Genomic DNA, 21,065 nt, shown 5'->3' on the forward strand with positions numbered 1-21,065 from the left:
GTCTCCTTTTCTCTAAAGAATTTTGGCTACATTCTTATCCATAACTGACGTTACTTTAGATAAATTATAGAAATGGGAATGATTATTTTAGGAATGGGAGGACTTGTTTTTGGGGCTCTAATAGCCGGTTTTCTGGTAGGAGTATTAACCTTTGCCGTCGTCATCATTCTCTTTCTGTTAATCAGGCGCAAATCTACGAAGAAAGGTTTATTCTGGTTTATTCTTTTTTGCTGCGCTGGTATCTTGACTTGGGGCGCTGCATCAATTTTATTGCCCTATGGCCCTCTGGAAGGAATTACTCCTGAATCTTTTACTGGTGAACAATTTGAATACGTCATGAAAAGAGCATTTCTGATTGGTATGACTCCCGCAGGCTCAGCTCTAGGTTTGCTTAGTACATATATCAAGACGAAGAGAGTTGCTAGGAAATAAAATTAATTCCCATGTTGGCAAGTTAATAATTTTTGACAGGCGATCGCCGAGCTAGAAGAAAAACTTGATTCTTCGTTTTTGCATATTCAAACAAACTCCCCCTCTTTTCCTCTCTTTTTATTGATGTTTAGAAAGTTTTTTTAACGAGGAAAATTGTGATTTTTATTATTGTTTTTTCCAGATTTCAGTGCCACTTTGATCGTCACCATCCGCTTTCCATTCACCACTTAGCGAACCATCTGACATCAATGTCCAAGTACCATCGCCGCTGAAACCACCTTCATATCGAACATACAACTTTCCCTCATTGGTGATTTCTCCAAGACCAGTCCATTTATCCTGATTGATCGTCCACTCCAATGTGACTGAGTCATCAGTATTTGTCGCCACATCGACCTGACCGACATACCCTGAGCCGTTAGGGTTTGTTCCGTTTACGACATATTCGGCGGCTAATGTTGACGCATCAGTAATTTCAACCGGAGTGATTTCGCTTGAGGCTTCCGTAACCTCTGTGGGTGTCGAATCAGTGGAAGTATTAGAAACATCGACAGGGGCGCTGCTATTGTCGCATCCAAACAAAACCGCAGAAACTAAAATGACTAGAATGCCGAGGCTTTTCATGATATTTTTTACTCTATTTAAATGGAATTTTTATCGCACCCATAAAGCTATTCTATCTATGTAGAGTCATTGAGGTGTAATCGTATTACTTCCGACATGTGCTGTTGAAACCAAGCTTTGCTCTGCCACAACACATCTATTTAGAGCTTGGGTTAAAGCTTGGGATATTCTGGATTTTAAAGGGCGATCGCCACACCGACTGACCTTTCAGGGTCATATCCGAACAAGGTTTGAGAAGACAAATAGACCGAGAAAGTCGTGAATAGGCCTATGGTCTTTTTGCAAATTTCAGCAAACGACCATCTGATAGATTAGGAGGAAAGCGCTATCTATAAATGCTTCCTAGTTTTTTTGGGCTAGGGAAAAAGCTATAAGATAGCGAAAGATCTTTTGGTGAGAGTTGTATGCCCTCAGTTTGTATCACCCTTGGGACGAGACCAGAAGCCATTAAATTGGCTCCTGTCATTCGTCAGTTTCGGCAAGCGGCTGATTTTGAAACATCCGTAATTTTGACAGGTCAGCACCGCGAAATGGTTGATCAGGTGATGCAGTGGTTTGATTTGACGGCTGATTTTGATCTGGAGATTATGCAGCCCGGCCAAACGTTGTCTGATATTACTTGCCGTAGTGTGGATGGTCTCCAGAAAATTTATCGTGAATTATCCCCTGATATTGTCTTGGTACAGGGCGATACAACAACAGCATTTGCGGCGGCTTTAGCGGCGTTTTATCAACAAATTCCCGTGGGACATGTGGAAGCAGGTTTGCGTACTGACAATATTCTCAACCCCTTTCCTGAAGAGGCAAATCGTCGTCTTATTTCGCAAATTTCACAGTTGCATTTTGCGCCGACAGATCAGGCGATCGCCAACCTCAAAAAGTCAGATATTTTAGGTCAGCCATACCACACAGGGAATACGGTTATCGATGCATTATTGACCGTGGCAGCATCGGAGCCAACCTGTGAAATTCCGGGTTTAGACTGGTCAGCGAAGCGGGTAATTTTATCAACTGTGCATCGCCGGGAAAATTGGGGTGAACCGCTGGATAATATTTTGCAGGGCTTTTTAAAAATTGTCGAAGCTTTTTCCGATGTGGCGATTTTATTACCGATGCACCGCAACCCAAAAGTGCGCGAACCGATTCAGCAGATTTTAGGGGAACATCCTCGGATTTTCCTAACCGAGCCTTTAGATTACCCCCAGTTGGTGGGAGCGATGCAGCGTTGTGATTTGTTGTTGACCGATTCGGGTGGATTGCAGGAAGAAGCGCCCAGTTTAGGGAAACCTGTTTTGGTGCTCCGCAAAACAACTGAACGGCCTGAAGCCGTGACGGCAGGCACTGCAAGACTAATCGGTACTGACTCCACCGATATTTTTGAAGCGACAAAAGCATTGCTCACTGATCGCCAGCAATATGATCAAATGGCAACGGCAACCAATCCCTTTGGGGATGGTACAAGCTCTAAACAAATCCTCAAAATTGTCCGTGATTTTTTAGATTAAGTCGTTAATTTATCGGCATCATTGCAATAGGCTTCGAGGATATCGATGCAGTGGGCGATCGCCCCTAGGTGAGTGATTTCATAGCCGTGGGTATTCTCGGTGGGGAAACTCAGGCAAGCGCCGCGACTAATGTGGCCAAATTTCATGGCGATGGATGCGTCACTACCAAAACCTTGAATAATTGCTTGCTGTAAAGGTCGGCGAATACTGGCGGCGGCTTCAATAATTTCTTGGTTTAGGCCATCATCGTAAATACCGTAGCCATCTTGGTGCAAGAGAACGGGTCTGTCTCCCGAGGCGATCGCATATTCCCGTGCGAGGGGACAAATTTCGAGGGCAACTAGCGCATCAACTTTCGTATTTTGACTGAAGTAGAGCGCCCCTAATGCACCAACTTCTTCCTTGGCAGAGGCAACGAGATAAACATCTTGGGGCGGATTTTTGAGGCGTTTTGCCAGCTCAATGAGAATTACGATGGATGCTTTATTGTCGAGGGTATAGCTACCGATGAAATCCTTGAGACGAAAAGGAGCTTTACGATGTTTGCCCACCACTACTCGACTACCTGCTCGAACCCCGGCAAGATCCAGTTCTTTTTGTGAACACTTGGTTTCGAGCCAAGCTTGTTGCCATTGCACAGGAGTTTCTGTTTGGAGCTTTTTCTGAGGCGACTCATGGGAAACGTGGCGTGACCCAAAGCTTAAAATTGCGGGAATAGTTTGATAGTCACCAATGATGTCCATGACCCCTTCCCCGTAGATCCAAGGATAAGCACCACCCAACGCTCGAATTAACACCCGACCCGTTTGCGGTTGAATTTCTTTAACGATCGCCCCAATTTCATCTTTATGGGCAGTAATGGCGATCGCCCCAGCATCAGGGTTAGTTCCGGCAATTTTGACCAAAATATTCCCCGCTCGATCCTGCCAAGGCTCTAACTCCAAATCAGTCAAGATGTTGAGCAAATACCGATCAATTTCCCCCTCCATACCACTGGGAGAATGGTGCATCACTAACGTTTCGATCTGCTCAAATAACCCATCAAACCTCTCCTTCATTACCAATCATCCCCCATATACCATCATCTCTAACCTAGAGTTAACCAATAGCACATTAATAGCCAATACTGATATCTGTTCACTGATACCTGTTCACTGATACCTGATACCTGTTCACTGATACCTGTTCACTGATACCTGTTCACTGATACCTGACAAGCGAGAACCCCGCTACAAATGATGCAACGAGGCGGGGGAAGATGCTGATGACAGAACAAAATAATTTTTGTCATAGACTACCTAGATTTTGACAGTAGTGGGAGTTTAGTCACTGCGTGACTAAGCTTTTTTGTTACGGATTTCCCATGCCATCTCAAGAATTGTAGTCCATTGCTTCTGAACTTTTTTGGGCGTTAAACCAAGTTCAGCGGCGATCGCCTTATCAGAGAGTTGTTCACGACGTAGCCCAATAATCTCAAGCTGGAGATCATTTAGATTGTCACAGAAAGTTTCCCATTGCGAATCCGTCAAGCCGAGGCGTTGCTCTAGCTCCGCCCCTAGCCACTGGTGGACAATTTTCCAGTTAGAATTGCGGGAGAATTTTTCCACATGGTACTTAAAACGCTGTTGGAGATAGTCCCGTTGACGAGCCGTGAGCCCTAAAATCTCATCAATTTCACAGGCAGGGAGATCCTGTAATTTGAGCGCTAGATAATCAGCACAGTCCTTGTGACCTTGATCTTCAAAATATTGAAAAAGCGCTGTAATCAGGCGATCGCGGGTAGCACCTTCCGTGGGGTCATGGACATCGCTAACGAGTTGGGCACGCACCTGCTGCATGGTCGCCGAATAACGTTGTGCCGGATTTTCGTCATTAGAAAATTCAGTCGCCTTTTCGATATCCACCACAGCTTCTTTCGGCATCCGCTTCGCAAAAGTTTGGGCACGGAGAATGATGAGCTGCTGGCTATAGCCGCCGGGCAAGGTAATCGAGCGCTTTGCATACTGCTCAGTAAAAGCCATGTATTCCGCCAACTCAAGGCGAGTGCGGGGCTGATAATCTTCCGGGACATCATTTTCCCGACGGAAGGCTTTGAGGGACTCGGCATAAAAGTCCTGCATAAAGTCTTCGATCAAGGTGTAGCGACCAGAGAAGCCTAACTGAGCGCGAGAGGGCGCGATATAGCGGTAAACAATGACACTGAGTTTGCTATGTAGCTCAGCACGACCCTGGGCAGAACCGAGGCGAAAATAACCGACACATTTGGTGATGCGGTGGCGAGCGAGGGATTTTTCCCAAGCGGGAATATCGCCGGAGTTTTGGATACGGTTGCTTTTTTCGCAGATACGCTTCACTTCAGTGGTCATGCGAGTGGCGATCGCCCGAATCATTTTGAAGCTGGTATCAAGTTGATGTTTAAATTCTGCCTCAATCCAAATCTGGAGACCATCTAGCTCGAGATTTTCCGGTTGCCAAGTTTGGAGAGTAGAAGAGAAAGAAGTAGAAGAAATTGTGTTAGTGTTCATTGGGTTTCGTCTCGGTAGATTGCTGTGTTCGACACCTTGAATCTATCGGTGATGGTAATGGGATCCGGACGATACTGTGCCACTCTCTCAACTGGTCTATGGTGATGACAGTCTTGAAGGGGAAGGAGTCGCCGAAAGGCTTGTCAGGCTTTAGTTTCAGACATGATATGGTAGAACACCCAATGAAAAGATCAGGACGGTTTGCCAGCTGTCCGAGAAAACAGGCTAGGCTTTAGTCTCAAAAAAATCGCCCTAGTGAGAGTTTAGCTAAACTCCACAGATAATCTGGAGGTTTACTGTATCTCAGTGTAGGGCGATCGCCAAAAATTTGGTTTTCTGTTTCAGAAGATGACGAGAAAATTAACCAAGTGCCTTTTCAATAGCAGCCTTTAGCGCTGCATCATCAGGAGCAGTTTGGGGCTCAAAACGCTCAATCACTTCACCATTGCGGCCAATGAGGAACTTACCAAAGTTCCAAGCAATATCATCACCTTCACCAACGAGGAACTGATAAAGCGGGCTACGGTTTGCACCATTGACATCTTGCTTTTCGAGGAGCGTAAACTCAACGTCATACTTGCTCTTGGTGAAATCTTTAATTTCATCAGGGCTGCCCGGTTCTTGTGCGCCAAACTGATTACAGGGGACACCAATAATCACAAGACCGCGATCGCCATACTCTTTATCGAGTGCCACAAGACCGCTGTACTGGGGAGTCAAACCGCACTGGCTTGCAACATTTACAAATAAAACAACCTTATTCTCGATTGTCTCAGGCGCAAGGGGAGTGCCATCTAAAGTAGTGAGGCTTTGGGTGGGTAAGGGCATGTAATTCTTAAAAAAATATTACGACATTCACCATTATCGGTCATTTTTTCGAGAACATGCTACTCCATTAGTCCCATCTATCATAGAGACCCTTGACGATAATCAAATCCCCCCTAAGTTTTAGGCCATGGCACAATTTTGTCTAGGGCGCTGTCGTACTAAACTAATGGTTCATTTCTGCAACTCCCCCCATTCATGACAAAAAAGGTCTTTATCACTGGCGTTAGTGGCTGTATCGGGCATTATCTCGCTGAAACATTTATTCGGCACACGGATTATGAGCTTTACCTATTCGTGCGATCGCCCCAAAAACTCCAGTTTGATACCAATGCCAGAGAAGGCATTCACGTTGTCCAGGGGGATTTGATGGACATTGAAGCCCAAGCAGATCTACTGCAAACCATTAATGTGGCGATTTTAGCAGCAACGGCGTGGGGCGGTGCGCAGGAATCCTTCGAAACCAATGTGGTGAAAACAGCGCGACTGATTGATCTCCTTGACCCCACCATCTGCGAGCAAATTATTTATTTCTCAACGGCAAGCCTGCTAGGACGTGACAACGAAATTTTGACAGAAGCGCGGGATTTAGGCACTGACTATGTCCGCACAAAATATGAATGCTATCAAAAACTCAAAACCCTAAAGCTCGCCCCCAAAATTACGGTGGTTTTCCCGACATTAGTCGCCGGTGGTGCAGTCGATAAACCCTATTCCCACCTTTCTGGTGGCCTCAAGGAAGTCATTAAGTGGTTAGGTTTAGCAAAATTTTTTAGTGCTGACGGAAGCTTCCACTTTATTCACGGTGAGGATATTGCCACGGTGGTGCGTCATCTGGCTCAACAGCCGCCAATTATCCGGTTTGATCTGCCAGAAGGTGAGCTAGATCAAAATCGTTTATTTGTCCTCGGCAATGAACCGTTAACAGTAGACGAGGCGATCGCCCAACTATGCGAACATCGCGGCCAGAAAGTTTACTTTAAGATTCCCCTCTCCATTGGACTCGCCAAAGTCATTATTAAAGTTTTCCGCATTCAGATGGCCGCTTGGGATCGCTTTTGTATGGATTATCGCCACTTTACTTACCAAAAAACCTATAGTCCCCGCAGCTTCGGTTTAGAGTCTTCCTGCCCGAAGCTTACCCATGTGCTCACCAGCGCGGGAATCCCCCGTAAATCCTAAGGGAATCGTGGGTTAGTGCAGCAAAATTGCTCACTAATGATGACGCGGTGAACGGGAGATTTTTTAACTTTAAAATGAGTCTCTCCGTGTCCCCGCATCTCCATGTCTCCGCATCTCCATGTCCCCGCATCTCCATGTCCCCGCATCTCCATGTCCCCACGTCCCTTCTCACCGTTTTAACTAATATGTCCCTTAATCGAGATAAAAATTCTCCGGGATAATCTGCATTTTCTCAATACTGGCGATCGCCGTATAGATCTGTTGTGCCATTTCCCCATGGGCTTCCCCATTAAAGTGGATGGGGTCAATGAAGGTTGGCGAGGGGAATTTATTATTTAATTGATAAAAATTCAGCACCTTAAGATTGTTGGGAAATGCCTTTTCAAGTTCCTGCGCCGCTGCCACCATCCGGGGATAATAAGTTGTGACACCCTCCACATAGCCTTCAGGCAACTGATTTAAAACCGCTTGTTCCGTCGGGTCAAGTTGCCCTTCAGGGCGACCCGTAATTTCCGGTTGAATGGCCACCAACAGCGGAATGCTGGCAGAACTACAAAGACTCACTAACTGTTTGAGATTATTGCGGTAGCGCGCCACTCGACCATTAAAGGCCTCTTCAGAGCTGGGCAGTTGAGCCGCAAGGGATTGCTCATTGCGCTCACGAATACTCAGAACCTCACCCACCTGAGCATTGGATTTTTTCGACGTTAGATTAATAATCGTCCGAATGAGGGCACTTTTTTTAATTTTGCTGCCAAAGGAATCGCGGATGTATTGCTGGAAATAACGATCTGGATCTTTGGCAAATTCGTTAAGTTTGGGAATATCGGTAGCTTCAGCCTCAGCTTCGAGGAGCAAATCTTCGTAGCCGTTGAGCACAATCACCACATCGGGTTGGTAGGGCAGAATTTCTAGGGCAAATTGCGCCAACTCATTCCCAGAGCTATAGCCGGGTACTGCCACATTAATAACGCGGTAATTTCCCTGCTTAATTTTTGCGGGCTTTTCTAGGAGAGGCTCTCGCGAAGGCGCAAAAAAGGGAAAAACATCAGGGCGATAAATGCCGGGATTTTGTTGTTGCCGCTGGACACGTTCCTGTAAAAGTTGTTCGAGGCGATGGGAAAGGGTTTGTTCGTTATCGGTGACACCGCGACCAAAGGCGGCAGAATTACCGAGGACAAAAACACGGATTTCACCTTGGGGTTTTTCTAGGGGGAGTGGCTCGTCATCGCGGAAACCCTGGTCGTTGAGGGTAAAAAATTCCGTTTGTTGTTCGCCAATCAGTTCGTAGCCTGTGGAGATAGATTCTGTCGCGAGCAGTTTGCCGCGATTGTCGAGACCTTGGTATTCGCTACGGTCTTCGTCTACAAATTTGAGGCTGTAGGCGATCGCCTCCCGGGAGAGCTGGTCTTCGCCTTTCTCAAAATAGCGAGAACCGAGTCTGGCTAAAATCTCCAAACCAATCAGGGCTAGGGGAATCGCGACGACAATCGTCCAAGGAGAAATTTTCTTTTTTCGTCTTCTGCTTCCACCATAGGACGAATAACGCCGACGACGCTTAAACATGCGGTTTTTTTCCTTTGCAACAAAATCCTTCCTTATTTTTAAGGCAGATGGTGATTTTGTCATGGGCATTAGTGATTTTTTAAGGAGCCATTTAGAATAAAGCGCGGTGTTATTTTGTGTTTTTTTGGAGCGATCGCCATGGCCTACAAACTTTTGTTCGTCTGTCTCGGAAATATTTGTCGGTCTCCGTCGGCAGAAAATATTATGCGCCATTTAATTGAGGAAGAAGATTTAGCGGATCAAATTATTTGTGATTCGGCGGGTACATCCAGCTACCATGTCGGCTCTGCCCCGGATCGGCGGATGCAGGCAGCGGCACGGAAAAAAGGCATTAAACTTTTAGGTCAGTCGCGACAATTTAGCCGGGCAGATTTTCAAGATTTTGATCTGATTTTGGCGATGGACAATGACAACTACCGTAATATTTTGTCCCTAGACCGCAAGGGTGAGTACGGCGATAAGGTAAAAATGATGTGTGATTATGCCGAAAATTTCCGTGATACGGAAGTGCCGGATCCTTACTATGGCGGTGATTCGGGTTTTGATTATGTGATTGATTTGTTGCTGGATGCCTGTGATGGTCTTTTAACTGAAGTCAAAAAAGAATTATAAAAGCGGCAACTTTTGGCGATCGCCTTGGGTCTTGGATTGGTAGCGTCACTTTCCGAATTTGCTATGTTCAAATCTCCCGCTGCTCTAGTTTTAGGTCTTGGTATTGCTTTTGGTAGTCTGAATTTCAGCCCACAGCCGCTCCAAGCAGCAATACTGGTTGCCCAAGCTGAATGGGAATATGAAGTTGGCGATCGCCTAGAGATTAATCGCAACGGGCAGTGGCGATCGGGCGAAGTGATCGGGGTGACAGCGGATAACGATATGCGGCTATATCGGGTGCTTTACCTTGATGTGGGCTTTCTGGAGAAGGATGTTCCCGCAAGTCGATTACGACCTAGTGATTTTGCATCGCAGCCCCAAACTCAAACTGCCGATATCGATTTAGATCAGCCCGTTTACGTAGAGCGCGATGGTGAATGGCTCCGGGCAAGGATTCTCTACGGCATTATCAGTGCTGGTCGGCCAGCCTTTACGGTGCAGTACCACGGCGATCGCGCCATTGAAGAAAATGTGCCGATATTTCGCATTCAAAATGTCGATGTCACCCAAACGCATAACGCTTCGAGTCAGGCCTATGATTTATCAACTCAGGCGGGTATTGATGAGATGTTAGCGGCTCATAACTACTGGCGATCGCAGGTCGGCATTGCGCCCCTAACTTGGTCTGATGAATTGGCAGATTTCGCCCAGGATTGGGCTGAGGAGTTGGCGGCGAAACAAAGAATGCAACACAATCCCAATAATCCAGATTTTGGCGAAAATTTAGCTACTGGCACAAATATTTTCTTTTCCCCTGAACAGGTCGTAAATTTGTGGGGCAACGAAGTGGCAGACTACGACTATCAAACTAACCGTTGTGCTCCCGGAAAAATGTGCGGGCACTACACACAGCTCGTTTGGGAAGAAACTACGGAAGTCGGCTGCGGCATGGTGCGCAAAGATAATGGCTGGGAAATTTGGGTGTGCAATTACGATCCGCCCGGCAATTATGTGGGTGAGCGCCCCTATTAACCTAGGAATTTGCTACCTTGCTTAATGTTTGACTTCTAAGGCAACAGGCGATCGCCCATGACTTCCTCCCCCAACGAACTACCCTTACCCCCCGGAAAATTTGGTTTACCGATTATTGGTGAAACCATTGAGTTTTTTACAGATCGGAATTTCCAAAAGAAGCGTCTAGAGCAGTACGGCGATGTTTTTAAAACCAATATTTTCAATAGCCCCACAGTGGTGATGGTGGGTGCAGAAGCGAATGAAGTGCTGTTCCGCAACGAGAATAAATATGTAAAAGCTACTTGGCCGAAAAGTACCCGTATCCTCCTCGGTTCTGATTCCCTAGCAACCCAAGAAGGGGGCATTCACAGTTCCCGACGACGCATCATTTTTCAGGCATTCCAACCCCGTGCCCTTGAAAGTTATATTCCTACCATCGAGAAAATTACCCAACGTTACCTCGACAAGTGGGAAGAGAAAAAAGAATTTCCTTGGTATGACGAGCTGCGCAAATACACTTTTGACGTTGCCAGCACATTGTTTATCGGTAAAGACGGCGGTGCAGAAACGCCTTTGGCAAACTTGTTTGAGGAATGGGTAAAAGGTTTATTTTCAATTCCCCTCAATTTGCCTTGGACAACCTTTGGCAAAGCGATGAAATGTCGTAAACAGCTCCTCAAAGAACTGGAAATTATTATCGGCGATCGCCTCGCGAACCAAAATTCTGAACCTACGGATGCGCTAGATTTATTAATTCAAGCGAAGGATGATGACGGCAAATCTTTGTCTATTGATGAACTCAAAGATCAAATTCTTTTATTGCTATTCGCAGGGCATGAAACCCTAACCTCTTCATTGGTTTCTTTTGGTTTATTGGTGGGTCAGCATCGTGATGTCTTTGAAAAAATTCGTGCTGAACAAGAAACGCTAGGGATTAACGGCGAGTTGGATATGGCAACCCTCCAGAAAATGACCTATCTCGACCAAGTGTTTAAGGAAGTATTGCGGGTTGTGCCTCCGGTGGGCGGCGGTTTCCGGGAAATTATTCAAACCTTTGAGTATAAGGGCTATCAAATTCCCAAGGGTTGGTCTGTGCAATATCAAATTGTGCAAACTCACAATGACGAAACCCTTTACCCCGAACACAAGCTTTTTGACCCAGATCGTTTTTCGCCAGAGCGCATGGCAGATAAGCAAAAGAAATTTGGCTTTATTCCCTTCGGTGGCGGGATGCGGGAATGTATTGGTAAAGAGTTTGCCCGTTTGGAAGCGAAAATTTTAGTGTCGATGTTGGCACGAAATTACGATTGGGAATTGCTGCCCGACCAAGATTTATCGATGCAAGTGATTCCCACGCCTTTACCAAAAGATGGCTTGAAAATTAAATTCTCTCGTCGCAAAAGTCCCGTTACGACCAATTAATTTCCAGCCTCTGCAGCGTCCAAAGCTTTAATTGCCATCACCAGCCAATTGTCTTGGTCGGGTTGAGCCGGATCGGCAAGGTCTCGGCATTTTTCCCACGCGGCGATCGCCTGAGTTGTTTCATCTTTTGCTGCAAAATTTTGGGCTTGGAGACAATGGGCTGCTGCGCCATCGGGTCGAATTTCTTCAGCAGCGGTGAGATAGAGATCTGCTTGGTCATAGAGCTCCTGTTTGTACCTTGCCCAACCGAGGTTTTTGTTAAAGCTGTAAACAAGCCCCGTTTCTTCCTGCACATCTTCGGGAACGTATTGGAGATTATTTTTAACTTCGGTTAACAGAGAAGCTGCGCTGGAATAGTCTTCTTCAAGGATAAACAGACGCGCTAAATTGTTCTGGGCGAGGGCAACGTTATTATCGGCATTTGCAGGTTCGGCATTGGCAACGATTTCGTATTGAGCTTTGGCGGCCTCGACATCCCGCAAATCTTCGTAGAGATTGCCCAAGTTGTAATGGGCTTGCATGTTGTCTTCTTTGAGGGCGATCGCCCGTTTATAGTTTGCTTCAGCGGTGGGTAGATCGCCAGATTGAGCCGCCTGGTGACCGAGGTAGTTGTAGAGCTTAGAGATTTGGGGGAGAGATGCCCACAACCCGAAAATCACGAAGAACAATGCCCAAGTAGAAACCATTGTGGCCTCTTCACGCCACTGGGATTTGATCCCAATTTTAGTAAAAAGACTGCGTAGACTATTTTGTCCAACGTCGGTGAGGTCGCCACGGGCTTTAACGAGGGTCAGTAAACTCGGCAAAATAATTGCACCCGCTCCCCCCAAACCAATACCGCCGCTAATAAATTTGGTGGTGATATCAGTGAGCAATGCGAGATTAACCGTCCAGCCCACAAGAGTGCCGCTACGCCATGCCCAGTCGAGCTTATCTTGTTCATGGGGTTGCAAAAATTTTTCGGGAAACCACCACCATGCTTCTGGCGATGGGCTACAGCTTTCGCGGGTCGGGGCTAAATCTAGGGTTTCAACAATAAGATTTGCTTGTTGTTTAAATTCTTGGTCGAGGTGGGTGAGTTGATCTTGATAGCCGACGGAAATGGGGGAATTTTCCCTCAGTAGATACGCTAGGCGATCGCGGGCATAGAGTGTTTCTAAAAGGTGCTGTTGATTTGGCTGGGCAATGAAAAGTTGTAGCGCATTTTGATAGTTATAAATTGCTTCACCAATGCTGGATGCACCCATTATTTTTTTTATCCCACTCACTAACGAAAGTATGCCACTATCACGATGACTTAGGCATCATCAGGTTGATGATTTGTTGTATTTTGGGTCTCGGCAAAGTTCTCCATGACCTCGCTGGTAACATCCCTCCGAAAAATCTTCCGGATTGAATGTATGCATGGCATAGTTGTCGTCGGCAAGATTGATAGGTGTTTCAGGGGTTTAACCCGGAGAAAATCAGGCTTTCAAGCAGATTCAATGTCTTGATCTTGGTGGTTTTGACGATAAAGCCGTGCTGAACCTTGACGGCCTCAAATGGGCAGGAAGGGCAGTAGCAAGCCGATCGCCATACCACCGAGCACCAGCCACAGGGAATTAACTTTGTATTGAATTAATAAAAATAACGCGGCGATCGCCACCCCAACTGTCAGCGGATCGACAAGGGAAGACTCGGCGAGAAACACCGTCACCACAGTCATCAGGCTCAATGCTCCCACATTCACTCCGTCGAGAAAAGCGCGAAACCATTGGGACTTGTTTAGCTTCGGCAAAATCGGATTCAGCGCCGCCACAAACAAAAACGAAGGTAAAAACATCCCCAATGTGGCAACGCCAGCACCACCAAAACCACCTAGTAAAAACCCGATAAAAGTAGCCGTTGACGACAAAGGCCCCGGCGTAATCTGGCCAATGGCGATCGCATCAAGGAGTTGCTGATCCGTGAGCCACCCCAAACGCTCAACCAAATCTGCCCGCAGAAACGCTAATAGCACATAGCCACTGCCATACATCACCGCGCCAACTTTCAGAAAAGTCAAAAAGACCCAAGGCAAGCTCGCTGTTGTGGTTGTTGCGCTAACCGTTGCCAAGTTCATAGGCATCAGAAAAGGAAGTGGGGCGATCGCCAAATTTTTGTTTTGATTTGAGCCTGATTTGAAAAGATTTTTACCCGCTTTTTTAAGTAAACCAATGCCACCACTCATCACCAGCAATAGTAATTCGTGCAGTCCAACTAGCGATAACACAACATTTAGAACCGCCAGCCCAACAGCAAATTTTCCTTTAATTGCTTTTTTGCCCAGTTTCCATAATGCTTGCGCAATTAGGGCGATCGCCACAGGTTTCACACCATACAAAAGCCATTCCCCCTGAGGCGACCCCCCAAAATTTTGATAAGCCCAAGCACAAACCAAAATCAACCCCACCGCCGGAGCCGTAAAACTTAGCCCCCCAAATAATAATCCCAGCCAGCCAGCTCGTTTGTAACTCAGGTGAATAGCCATTTCCGTAGAGTTTGGCCCCGGAATGAGATTCGTTGTGCCAAGAATATCGAGAAATTCTTGCTCCGTTAACCATTGGCGCTGTTTGACAATCTCGTCATGCATCATGGCAATATGGGCAACCGGCCCCCCAAAGGCCGTAAAACCCAAACGTAAAAATAACTGAGAGACTTCCTGAATACGGTTCCACTGCACCATTAATTTCAGCCATTAAAAAGAGCAATCATAATCCTGAAAAAATCATGTCATAAATCCGTCAACTATCCTCATGATTAACTAAAGGTTATACCAGTGTTAATTAAGAATTAGTGATTCAGAAAAAACAACTATCTTGAATTACATTTTCATCTTAAGATTTGCTGTCGAAACATCATAAAAGAATTGATCTAGAGTACCTAATTGAATCTTTTCGATAACCGTTTCAATGACAGACAAAGGCACAAGAAACCATTCTTTAGGTTGAACTGGGTTCCCAAAGCGATCTTGTATTTTCACTTGCAAACGAGCTGCCTCAAAAAATTTATGGAGCAACGCTTCCAACTTTTTTGCATGGACATTGGTTAAAGTAAAAACTTGGACGATTTCTACATCTGCGAGTAAATAAGTTGATTCTTTTTTTGCATTAGCGATACGTTTTTTGACATCACCATTCGTGACCCCAATTTTGTGGATGATATCTCGATTTTGGACAATATAAGGATCTTCAGAATGACTGCGAAGGACATAAATATAACCTGTAGGAACATCGCTCGCTGATTCTTCAGTTTGGGAAAAAAGCGGTCCTAGATCAAACGATGTGATGCGACGACTCGTTTTATCTTTGTTTAAAGCACGCTGAAATGAACGTAATAAAAAATCATTTTCTGTGCCGTTGTCGTAAATCACCCGCAGCCGAGCATTCATCAAGCCATAGTCGGTTGTAAACAGTTCACCTTTTTCTGCTACGAGAATTTTTTGCCCATCAAGAATAAATAAATCACCTTGGTTGATGGTGGCATTATCTTGATATTTAACGGTTTTTCTTGCACCAGTATTTAGGTCTTGTTGAATTTCTTCAAAAATAGGTTTGAATTGCTTAAAGTCTTTGCAGGGAGTGCGTTTAGCGATTTCTTCGGCGGCTTGGATTTCTTGGCGCGATCGCACGTGTTTGAGTTCTGTAAGATCACTCTCTGAATCAACCTCGACTCCAAGGGAGGCTAGCAATTCTTCGTCGCTTAATTCGGTAGTGCTGAACGACTCTAGTGCTGCATCAGCATCTAGGAGATGATGTGTATCAAGGGGTTCTAGTAAGGTACGGCATTCTTCTGATTTTCTGATGGCTTCTAAACGGGTGGCATAAATTCGCTCAAAGATATCTTCGCCACTGTGGTGGGGCAATCTCCCCTGCTCTTCGACAAAATGTTCGATTTCCTCAAAGCCTGCAATGATGCGCTGTTCCCTAGGAGTTCTTTCTGGAATTGGCTTGGGATCAAGATCAACGCCCAGTTCTGACAGTAGGGCTAAATCGTCATCGGTGGTGAGTTTTGGTTTAGCCATTGCGTTCCTCTTTGGCTTTACGTTGTAAGAAGGCGACTCCTTCTGCCATTTTTTTCTCCCAGGGGTCTGCTGCTGTCAAGCTGGGTAATCTGCCTCGTTCGTTTTTAAAGCGTAGGGCACGTGTTGCCAATTCTCGCGCTTCGTCTACGGATAGTTTGATTTTTTTTGCGCCGATAATTTCTGCGACTTGTTTTAAGCGTTCTTCGCTCATGGTTTTAGCCAGAATGGCGTAGGCTTCTCCGAAGGGATTAATGCGGTCAATGAGATCCATGTCTAGGTCGGTTACGGACAAGGCAAATTGTTTCACGCCGTCAAGGAGAGCTGTATTGGGGCTGGGTTCTTGTTCTTCTGTATTTTCTTGGGCATTAACAGCATATGTACTGCTATCTTCCATCACTTTTTTGGCTTGTTGGAGCGTATTTAGGGCGGCGATCGCCTGTTGTCGGACGGCTTCTTGGTCTTCGGTTTCGAGGTTAGGATATTTTTTTTTGATGATTTTGCCCATTGCAAGTTGGGTTAATTCTTCGGGAATGGTCTCCTCGTCAAAAAGTCCCCGCTCAATAGTGGGTTTATCTTGTACAAAAGCTGTCACCAGTTCCGTAAGATCTTCTTTGACGATGCGTTGGGCTTCGGGGCTTTTCGGTTCGGCGAGTCCTTTGATCTCTAGTTGTATTTGTCCTGTGGCGGGGTTAATGCCGACATTTGTGCCGTTGGGATCATAGCCATTTTCGCCGTAATCAAAGCCGGGGGTGGGTTCGTTGTCGGGGCGTTTGGGGCGAAATTCAAAGCGAGGGGCAAGCACTTGTTCCATTAATAAACTGGCGGCGATCGCCTTGAGGGTATCATTAACGGCTTCGGTAACATTTTCTTCGCTGGCATCGGGTTCAGCGATGAGATTAGTAAAGCGGGCGCGGGTTTTGTCGGGGGCATCGCGGGTGGCACGACCAATAATTTGAATAATTTCAGTGAGACTGGAACGATAACCGACTGTTAAAGCATGTTCACACCAAATCCAGTCAAAGCCTTCCTTTGCCATGCCGAGGGCAATAATAATATCCACATGGTCGCGGTTATTTTTCTGGGTCGGATCTTTGAGGGCAGCGGCGACTTTATCGCGTTTATTGGGATCATCATCTACCAAATCAGCAATTTTTAGGATTTTACCAGCGGGCGTTTTGACAAGCTGAAATCCGGTGTCTGGATCGGCTCCCTGCCATTCTCCTAATTCTTCAATGATGTGTTCCACTTCTCGGATTTTGTCCTTTGTGCTTTCACGGGAGTTGACATTGGGAATATGCAGAATAGTTTTTTCCGCAGGGTTTAGCACTTCCATAATTGAATCGGCATAGCTCCCCGCATAGAAGTAGTAGCCAATGTCTAATTGTTTTAAGTAGGTATAGCCGTTGAGCTGTTCGTAGTAGGTGTAGGTGACAGTTTCAAATTTTGCTTCGTCTTCGGGATGTAAAACGGCTTCGGCATCGCCGCGAAAATAGGAGCCTGTCATCGCCACAATGTGATTTTTATCTAAAGTGATAAATTGGCGAACATGGTCACCGAGTTTATTGTCTGGGTTGGCAGAAACATGGTGAAATTCATCTACTGCTATCAGGCGATCGCCGAAACTTTCTACCCCAAATTTATCGACGGCAAAGCGGAAAGTAGCATGGGTACAAATCAGAATTTTGGCATCACTTTCAAGGAATTTTTTTACCGCATTAACTTTGCCGCCATCCGTGCCGGGAGCATCACAGAGATTCCATTTGGGTTCAACGATCCAATCTGCCCAAAAGCCAAATTTACTGAGAGGTTCATTATGGAAACTGGAGCCGATGGATTTTTCGGGAACCACAACGATCGCCTGTTTTAGTCCTTGGTTTTCCAGTTTGTCGAGGGCGATAAACATCAGGGCACGACTTTTACCAGAGGCGGGGGGCGACTTAATGAGTAAATATTGTTCACCACGTTTCATGTAAGCTCGCTCCTGCATGGGACGCATTCCCAGTTCATTGGATTTTGTAGAGCTGCCATCGTGGGCGTAATTTACGGAAACAGCAGGGACGGCGATCGCATTAGTGGTCATGGTCGAAAACGTTTTTATAGCAATGGTTTAGGAAAAAGGGCATAGAAAAAACAAGCTTTAAAAATATCCTTGTTTTTTGATTTGTTCGATTAATTCGGGAATTTCTGATTGCACCACATCCCAAACTATTTTTAGATTGACATCATCATATTCATGGACAAGACGATTTCGCATTCCATTAATTTCTCGCCATGCAATGCCCGGTAACTTATTTTTTGTTTCGTCTGAAACGCGCTTTGCAGCTTCTGCGATAACGAGTAGCCGCCGAATGACTGAGTCCTGAAGTTGAATATCTTCAATGAATGTCTGCTCATCACACCGTTCCACATAAGCCATTATCAACTCTGCTGATTGCAGCATATCAAGTAGAAACTGGGGATCTCTTCGCATAAATTACTTTGGCTGAAGATAATATTTCTTGGCGGCGCAAATAGTTGCGACTAGCTTCGATTCCGGAACGGGTAACGAGATCAATCTTTCTCTGAAAAATGCCTTGGAGTTCTGCTTGCATCTCGTCGAGCGTCGTAAATTTTGGGCGAGCATCTGGATGAAATTGCACCATCACATCGATATCACTATCAGCATGAAAATCGTCACGCAAGACAGAACCGAACAAGGAGAGTTCTACGACCCTCCACTGCTGACAAAATTCAGAAATAATCTCGCTCGGTATGGCGATCGCCACTTCATCCATGACAGGCATCGTGTATTTTCTTTATTCTAGTCCAAAGTCTTTGCCCGCTTGATTTCCTAGAGAACGGTGCGGCGATCGCCTTAGTGGTCATGGAAATTCTGGGATAGTTGTCTATTAAATCTGTTCTAAAAGCTCTGTGGGGGAATAGATGGGGAGAGGGCTATTTTCAAAATCATGGCGATCGCGAGTAACAATAGCGTCAACATCTTGGGCAATAGCGGCAAAAATTTGTACAGCATCTTCAAAGTCGCTAATGTCTGAATGGTAGGCGGCTTCAATGATGTAGCGATCTATGGGACAAATATCAAAACTGACGAGGATAGTCGCAATACTTTGTCTCGCTTTGACGATGCTTTTGGTGTGTTTGCGAGCGATGTAAAAAATATCCGTGATTGTTGTGGCTGTGACATGACCAATAATTTGACCTGTGGCGATCGCCTTGAATAGAGGTGCTACTTCTGTGAAAAATGGTTCGCGCTGCAATAAAAAATCCAAAAGAATATTGGTGTCAAATAAGATTTTCATTAAAGGTATTTTGCCTCTCGTCGATTTTCTAGCATTAGTGCAACTTCCTCATCCGTGGGGGCGGATTGATCGGTTCTCAAAAGACCTGCCATAGTCTCTATTGCATCAGCAATTTCGGTAGTCGGAGTTTTGGAATGATTGTTCTGGGACTTTTTATGGTGCAGAAATTCAGCGAAATCGAGTACTTCACTTAGTTGGGCATCGGTCAGGCTCGGAATGAGTTGATAGAGTTTTTCGGCTGTGGTCATGGTGCTTAGGTCTTATTAGTGATGTTTCTATTGTGTCGGAGATCTCAGGCGATCGCCCCTACTCTCCTTGTTATCTAACCTCAGTTTGGGTTAATGATTTCGCCTCAATGCTTCAGGGAAAAGGAGACACGGGGACATTGGGATCGGGAGACACGGAGAGGGGGAGGCACGGGGACATTGGGATTGGGAGGCACGGGATATCAACGGACACCCGCATTAGAATTATTTGAATGAAAAATCTCCCCATCACTCGCTCTCCCTTTCACCGCGTCGTCATCCTAGACCATTCTTAAACCGAACTCAGGTTATCTAAGTCGTTTGTCGATCTCAAAGTTTATTCGCGATAATGGAGCATAGATTTATCTGATAAAAGTGATTCACCATGAGTTTATCTCTGACCCACGAGACGGAGCAGCGTATTACCCAATACCTTACGAATGGTCAATATCATTCGGCGGATGATGTAGTTTTGGCGGGTTTACAACTTTTGGAGCAGCGTCAACAACGGTTAAATGAACTCCGCGAGGAAATCCAGATCGGAGTAGATCAAGTTGAGGCAGGTCAGGTCATGGATGGGGAAACGGTATTTGATCGGTTATTTGAACGGCTTCAGGGTCAATAATCGATTTGGGTATTGATTAATGGGGACTTATACTTTTTCGGCTCAGGCTATTTTAGATCTTGAGGAAATCTGTGAGTCGCTAGAAGTCGTTAATCGAAATGCGGCGATCGCCCTGTTTGAGAAGATTCGAGAAAAATGTCGAAAGGCCGCTTAGTTCCCGTATATGGGCAAAGATTATGGTGAGGTTGCTCAAGATTTGAGGGGAATCATCGTAAAGGACTACGTTGTTTTTTATTTTCCAAGGGCTGATGGTATTGATATTGTGCGTATTATTAGTGGCTATCGTGATTTAGAGTCTTTGTCTATTGGTGAAGTCTGAGGTCTAAGGGGCGATCGCCCCTATTCTCCTTGTTATCTAATCTCTAAGAGTCAAGCTTCTCCTGCTAAGGCGATCGCCTGTTTCATCAGAGTTGGACTAATTCGCAAGCCAACTTCTATGAGACTTTCTAAATCTTCTCTGACGGACGTGATGAAACCTTGTTGTTTCGCGAGGATGACTACTGAAATAGTGCCTCGAACTGGTATCTGAAGAACTTTGGCTGCTTTTCGGGCGGCTAAGTCATCAAGCACTGCTTCATAGCCAGAATGTTCAATTGCCCAAGATAAGACGTGGCTTTCCCCTAGTCCTAAATCCCAGTTTGCAACCTTTGGGTCGATAACTGATACTGGCTGAATGAAAGGTTGAGCGTGTTTCTCAATCCATATGGCTGCGCTGTCGTTGTAGCCTCCCAGTTTAATTTCATCGGCAACGCCTTGGGGGATGACCATTTTGTCACAAAGTTGTTCTAAGAGATGAATACGATCAATTTTAGTGAGACTGATAATCGGCGAAGCGTTGATGACCCAACGTTTAGTCACGATTTATTTCCTCGATGAGTTCTTCTGGCGTAATCTGAAATGGCGAAACTTCAAATTCGTTAAGGGCTTGCATAAAGGCTTGACGGCTAATACCTGCAATTTCAGCGGCTTTTGATTGGGAAATAATACCGACTTCGTACCATTTGACGATGGCAGAAATGAGTAGTTTTTGGGCAAATTCATCAGGGGTGCTGCGCAGGGCAGAGAAGGCACTTTCAGGTAAGTTCAGTTGTATTTGAATCATGGTTTGAGTTTCTCGTGATTGATATTTTTTTGATATCGCCCCTTACTTTCCCTTAACCCTCATACA

The 21,065-nt window shown here is 45.6% G+C and carries 24 protein-coding genes; 9 read left to right on the forward strand and 15 right to left on the reverse strand.

Features of this window, described 5'->3' with window-relative positions:
- The first annotated feature begins 72 nt into the window (after window positions 1–72).
- The gene (locus tag NIES208_RS08825) at window positions 73–432 is read left to right on the forward strand and encodes a hypothetical protein (RefSeq protein WP_139325021.1); all 360 of its coding nucleotides are present in this window, start codon (window positions 73–75) and stop codon (window positions 430–432) included.
- A 165-nt stretch (window positions 433–597) separates the two neighbouring features.
- Here NIES208_RS08825 and NIES208_RS08830 read toward each other — a convergent pair whose 3' ends face one another.
- Window positions 598–1,056, reverse strand: coding sequence for a hypothetical protein (locus NIES208_RS08830; protein ID WP_075891843.1), 459 nt, complete (start codon window positions 1,054–1,056; stop codon window positions 598–600).
- Between the two features lie 404 nt (window positions 1,057–1,460).
- On the opposite strand from NIES208_RS08830, the gene wecB reads away from it, so the two are divergent.
- Entirely contained in the window at window positions 1,461–2,561 is a 1,101-nt protein-coding gene (gene wecB / locus NIES208_RS08835; protein WP_075891845.1) for a non-hydrolyzing UDP-N-acetylglucosamine 2-epimerase, read from the forward strand.
- Here the strand turns inward: wecB and NIES208_RS08840 are convergent.
- The 3 genes from NIES208_RS08840 to NIES208_RS08850 all read right to left on the reverse strand — a co-directional run bounded on the left by NIES208_RS08840 (window position 2,558) and on the right by NIES208_RS08850 (window position 5,914).
- Window positions 2,558–3,619, reverse strand: a complete 1,062-nt coding sequence (locus tag NIES208_RS08840; RefSeq protein ID WP_075891847.1) for a M42 family metallopeptidase — start codon at window positions 3,617–3,619, stop codon at window positions 2,558–2,560. The genes wecB and NIES208_RS08840 overlap by 4 nt on opposite strands.
- A 279-nt stretch (window positions 3,620–3,898) precedes the next feature.
- Window positions 3,899–5,086 (reverse strand): hypothetical protein, encoded by a 1,188-nt coding sequence (locus tag NIES208_RS08845; protein ID WP_075891849.1) that lies wholly within the window; start codon window positions 5,084–5,086, stop codon window positions 3,899–3,901.
- Window positions 5,087–5,446: 360 nt separating this feature from the next.
- On the reverse strand, window positions 5,447–5,914 hold the full coding sequence (locus tag NIES208_RS08850; protein WP_075891851.1) for a glutathione peroxidase: 468 nt from the start codon (window positions 5,912–5,914) through the stop codon (window positions 5,447–5,449).
- 195 nt (window positions 5,915–6,109) lie between these two features.
- On the opposite strand from NIES208_RS08850, the gene NIES208_RS08855 reads away from it, so the two are divergent.
- Complete coding sequence (locus tag NIES208_RS08855; protein ID WP_075891853.1) at window positions 6,110–7,093, forward strand: NAD-dependent epimerase/dehydratase family protein; 984 nt, start codon at window positions 6,110–6,112, stop codon at window positions 7,091–7,093.
- Between the two features lie 192 nt (window positions 7,094–7,285).
- On the opposite strand, the gene NIES208_RS08860 is transcribed toward NIES208_RS08855, so the two are convergent.
- Entirely contained in the window at window positions 7,286–8,659 is a 1,374-nt protein-coding gene (locus tag NIES208_RS08860; RefSeq protein ID WP_084176580.1) for an SGNH/GDSL hydrolase family protein, read from the reverse strand.
- A 138-nt stretch (window positions 8,660–8,797) separates the two neighbouring features.
- On the opposite strand from NIES208_RS08860, the gene NIES208_RS08865 reads away from it, so the two are divergent.
- From NIES208_RS08865 to NIES208_RS08875, 3 genes are all read left to right on the forward strand, one after another.
- Entirely contained in the window at window positions 8,798–9,271 is a 474-nt protein-coding gene (locus NIES208_RS08865; protein WP_075891855.1) for a low molecular weight protein-tyrosine-phosphatase, read from the forward strand.
- A gap of 63 nt (window positions 9,272–9,334) precedes the next feature.
- On the forward strand, window positions 9,335–10,282 hold the full coding sequence (locus NIES208_RS18580) for a CAP domain-containing protein (RefSeq protein ID WP_139325022.1): 948 nt from the start codon (window positions 9,335–9,337) through the stop codon (window positions 10,280–10,282).
- A 57-nt stretch (window positions 10,283–10,339) separates the two neighbouring features.
- Window positions 10,340–11,686 carry a cytochrome P450 gene (locus tag NIES208_RS08875; RefSeq protein ID WP_075891857.1) on the forward strand — a complete coding sequence of 449 codons (1,347 nt, stop codon included), beginning with the start codon at window positions 10,340–10,342 and terminating at the stop codon, window positions 11,684–11,686.
- Here NIES208_RS08875 and NIES208_RS08880 read toward each other — a convergent pair.
- The 8 genes from NIES208_RS08880 to NIES208_RS08915 form a co-directional block, all read right to left on the reverse strand.
- Window positions 11,683–12,933, reverse strand: coding sequence for a tetratricopeptide repeat protein (locus tag NIES208_RS08880; RefSeq protein WP_075891859.1), 1,251 nt, complete (start codon window positions 12,931–12,933; stop codon window positions 11,683–11,685). The genes NIES208_RS08875 and NIES208_RS08880 overlap by 4 nt on opposite strands.
- A gap of 290 nt (window positions 12,934–13,223) precedes the next feature.
- Window positions 13,224–14,390 (reverse strand): chromate efflux transporter, encoded by a 1,167-nt coding sequence (chrA, locus tag NIES208_RS08885; protein ID WP_075891861.1) that lies wholly within the window; start codon window positions 14,388–14,390, stop codon window positions 13,224–13,226.
- A gap of 138 nt (window positions 14,391–14,528) precedes the next feature.
- Entirely contained in the window at window positions 14,529–15,728 is a 1,200-nt protein-coding gene (locus NIES208_RS08890) for a GIY-YIG nuclease family protein (RefSeq protein ID WP_075891863.1), read from the reverse strand.
- On the reverse strand, window positions 15,721–17,808 hold the full coding sequence (locus NIES208_RS08895; protein WP_075891866.1) for a DEAD/DEAH box helicase: 2,088 nt from the start codon (window positions 17,806–17,808) through the stop codon (window positions 15,721–15,723). Before NIES208_RS08895 ends, NIES208_RS08890 begins: the two co-directional genes overlap by 8 nt.
- 57 nt (window positions 17,809–17,865) lie before the next feature.
- Window positions 17,866–18,168, reverse strand: coding sequence for a HepT-like ribonuclease domain-containing protein (locus NIES208_RS08900; RefSeq protein ID WP_235641360.1), 303 nt, complete (start codon window positions 18,166–18,168; stop codon window positions 17,866–17,868).
- A 1-nt stretch (window position 18,169) separates the two neighbouring features.
- Window positions 18,170–18,511 carry a nucleotidyltransferase family protein gene (locus NIES208_RS08905; protein ID WP_235641361.1) on the reverse strand — a complete coding sequence of 114 codons (342 nt, stop codon included), beginning with the start codon at window positions 18,509–18,511 and terminating at the stop codon, window positions 18,170–18,172.
- Window positions 18,512–18,616: 105 nt separating this feature from the next.
- The gene (locus tag NIES208_RS08910; protein ID WP_075891870.1) at window positions 18,617–19,027 is read right to left on the reverse strand and encodes a PIN domain-containing protein; all 411 of its coding nucleotides are present in this window, start codon (window positions 19,025–19,027) and stop codon (window positions 18,617–18,619) included.
- Window positions 19,027–19,275, reverse strand: a complete 249-nt coding sequence (locus tag NIES208_RS08915) for a DUF2281 domain-containing protein (protein WP_075891872.1) — start codon at window positions 19,273–19,275, stop codon at window positions 19,027–19,029. The genes NIES208_RS08910 and NIES208_RS08915 overlap by 1 nt, the downstream gene beginning before the upstream one ends.
- 382 nt (window positions 19,276–19,657) lie before the next feature.
- Here NIES208_RS08915 and NIES208_RS08920 point away from each other — a divergent pair, with 382 nt between their 5' ends.
- Genes NIES208_RS08920 through NIES208_RS19215 form a run of 3 tightly spaced genes read left to right on the forward strand, consistent with a single transcriptional unit; the run spans window position 19,658 to window position 20,216 of the window.
- On the forward strand, window positions 19,658–19,897 hold the full coding sequence (locus NIES208_RS08920) for a type II toxin-antitoxin system ParD family antitoxin (protein ID WP_075891874.1): 240 nt from the start codon (window positions 19,658–19,660) through the stop codon (window positions 19,895–19,897).
- A 19-nt stretch (window positions 19,898–19,916) separates the two neighbouring features.
- Window positions 19,917–20,051, forward strand: coding sequence for a hypothetical protein (locus NIES208_RS19665; RefSeq protein WP_282956372.1), 135 nt, complete (start codon window positions 19,917–19,919; stop codon window positions 20,049–20,051).
- Window positions 20,052–20,060: 9 nt separating this feature from the next.
- Entirely contained in the window at window positions 20,061–20,216 is a 156-nt protein-coding gene (locus NIES208_RS19215) for a type II toxin-antitoxin system RelE/ParE family toxin (RefSeq protein WP_216349388.1), read from the forward strand.
- Window positions 20,217–20,266: 50 nt separating this feature from the next.
- Here the strand turns inward: NIES208_RS19215 and NIES208_RS08930 are convergent, their stop codons facing one another.
- Both NIES208_RS08930 and NIES208_RS08935 read right to left on the reverse strand, forming a co-directional pair.
- Window positions 20,267–20,755, reverse strand: coding sequence for a PIN domain-containing protein (locus tag NIES208_RS08930; RefSeq protein WP_075891876.1), 489 nt, complete (start codon window positions 20,753–20,755; stop codon window positions 20,267–20,269).
- Entirely contained in the window at window positions 20,748–20,999 is a 252-nt protein-coding gene (locus NIES208_RS08935) for a UPF0175 family protein (RefSeq protein WP_075891878.1), read from the reverse strand. Before NIES208_RS08935 ends, NIES208_RS08930 begins: the two co-directional genes overlap by 8 nt.
- Window positions 21,000–21,065: the final 66 nt, after the last annotated feature.

The sequence above is a fragment of the [Limnothrix rosea] IAM M-220 genome, from assembly GCF_001904615.1.
In the GTDB taxonomy this organism is placed as follows: Bacteria; Cyanobacteriota; Cyanobacteriia; order Cyanobacteriales; family MRBY01; genus MRBY01.

Excerpts from the sequence above, each read along its gene's own strand:
- NIES208_RS08825 (WP_139325021.1), top strand. The coding sequence starts at position 73 with ATGGGAATGATTATTTTAGGAATGGGAGGACTTGTTTTTGGGGCTCTA.
- NIES208_RS08830 (WP_075891843.1), bottom strand. The coding sequence starts at position 1,056 with ATGAAAAGCCTCGGCATTCTAGTCATTTTAGTTTCTGCGGTTTTGTTT.
- wecB (WP_075891845.1), top strand. The coding sequence starts at position 1,461 with ATGCCCTCAGTTTGTATCACCCTTGGGACGAGACCAGAAGCCATTAAA.
- NIES208_RS08840 (WP_075891847.1), bottom strand. The coding sequence starts at position 3,619 with ATGAAGGAGAGGTTTGATGGGTTATTTGAGCAGATCGAAACGTTAGTG.
- NIES208_RS08845 (WP_075891849.1), bottom strand. The coding sequence starts at position 5,086 with ATGAACACTAACACAATTTCTTCTACTTCTTTCTCTTCTACTCTCCAA.
- NIES208_RS08850 (WP_075891851.1), bottom strand. The coding sequence starts at position 5,914 with ATGCCCTTACCCACCCAAAGCCTCACTACTTTAGATGGCACTCCCCTT.
- NIES208_RS08855 (WP_075891853.1), top strand. The coding sequence starts at position 6,110 with ATGACAAAAAAGGTCTTTATCACTGGCGTTAGTGGCTGTATCGGGCAT.
- NIES208_RS08860 (WP_084176580.1), bottom strand. The coding sequence starts at position 8,659 with ATGTTTAAGCGTCGTCGGCGTTATTCGTCCTATGGTGGAAGCAGAAGA.
- NIES208_RS08865 (WP_075891855.1), top strand. The coding sequence starts at position 8,798 with ATGGCCTACAAACTTTTGTTCGTCTGTCTCGGAAATATTTGTCGGTCT.
- NIES208_RS18580 (WP_139325022.1), top strand. The coding sequence starts at position 9,335 with ATGTTCAAATCTCCCGCTGCTCTAGTTTTAGGTCTTGGTATTGCTTTT.
- NIES208_RS08875 (WP_075891857.1), top strand. The coding sequence starts at position 10,340 with ATGACTTCCTCCCCCAACGAACTACCCTTACCCCCCGGAAAATTTGGT.
- NIES208_RS08880 (WP_075891859.1), bottom strand. The coding sequence starts at position 12,933 with ATGGGTGCATCCAGCATTGGTGAAGCAATTTATAACTATCAAAATGCG.
- chrA (WP_075891861.1), bottom strand. The coding sequence starts at position 14,390 with ATGGTGCAGTGGAACCGTATTCAGGAAGTCTCTCAGTTATTTTTACGT.
- NIES208_RS08890 (WP_075891863.1), bottom strand. The coding sequence starts at position 15,728 with ATGGCTAAACCAAAACTCACCACCGATGACGATTTAGCCCTACTGTCA.
- NIES208_RS08895 (WP_075891866.1), bottom strand. The coding sequence starts at position 17,808 with ATGACCACTAATGCGATCGCCGTCCCTGCTGTTTCCGTAAATTACGCC.
- NIES208_RS08900 (WP_235641360.1), bottom strand. The coding sequence starts at position 18,168 with ATGCTGCAATCAGCAGAGTTGATAATGGCTTATGTGGAACGGTGTGAT.
- NIES208_RS08905 (WP_235641361.1), bottom strand. The coding sequence starts at position 18,511 with ATGCCTGTCATGGATGAAGTGGCGATCGCCATACCGAGCGAGATTATT.
- NIES208_RS08910 (WP_075891870.1), bottom strand. The coding sequence starts at position 19,027 with ATGAAAATCTTATTTGACACCAATATTCTTTTGGATTTTTTATTGCAG.
- NIES208_RS08915 (WP_075891872.1), bottom strand. The coding sequence starts at position 19,275 with ATGACCACAGCCGAAAAACTCTATCAACTCATTCCGAGCCTGACCGAT.
- NIES208_RS08920 (WP_075891874.1), top strand. The coding sequence starts at position 19,658 with ATGAGTTTATCTCTGACCCACGAGACGGAGCAGCGTATTACCCAATAC.
- NIES208_RS19665 (WP_282956372.1), top strand. The coding sequence starts at position 19,917 with ATGGGGACTTATACTTTTTCGGCTCAGGCTATTTTAGATCTTGAGGAA.
- NIES208_RS19215 (WP_216349388.1), top strand. The coding sequence starts at position 20,061 with ATGGGCAAAGATTATGGTGAGGTTGCTCAAGATTTGAGGGGAATCATC.
- NIES208_RS08935 (WP_075891878.1), bottom strand. The coding sequence starts at position 20,999 with ATGATTCAAATACAACTGAACTTACCTGAAAGTGCCTTCTCTGCCCTG.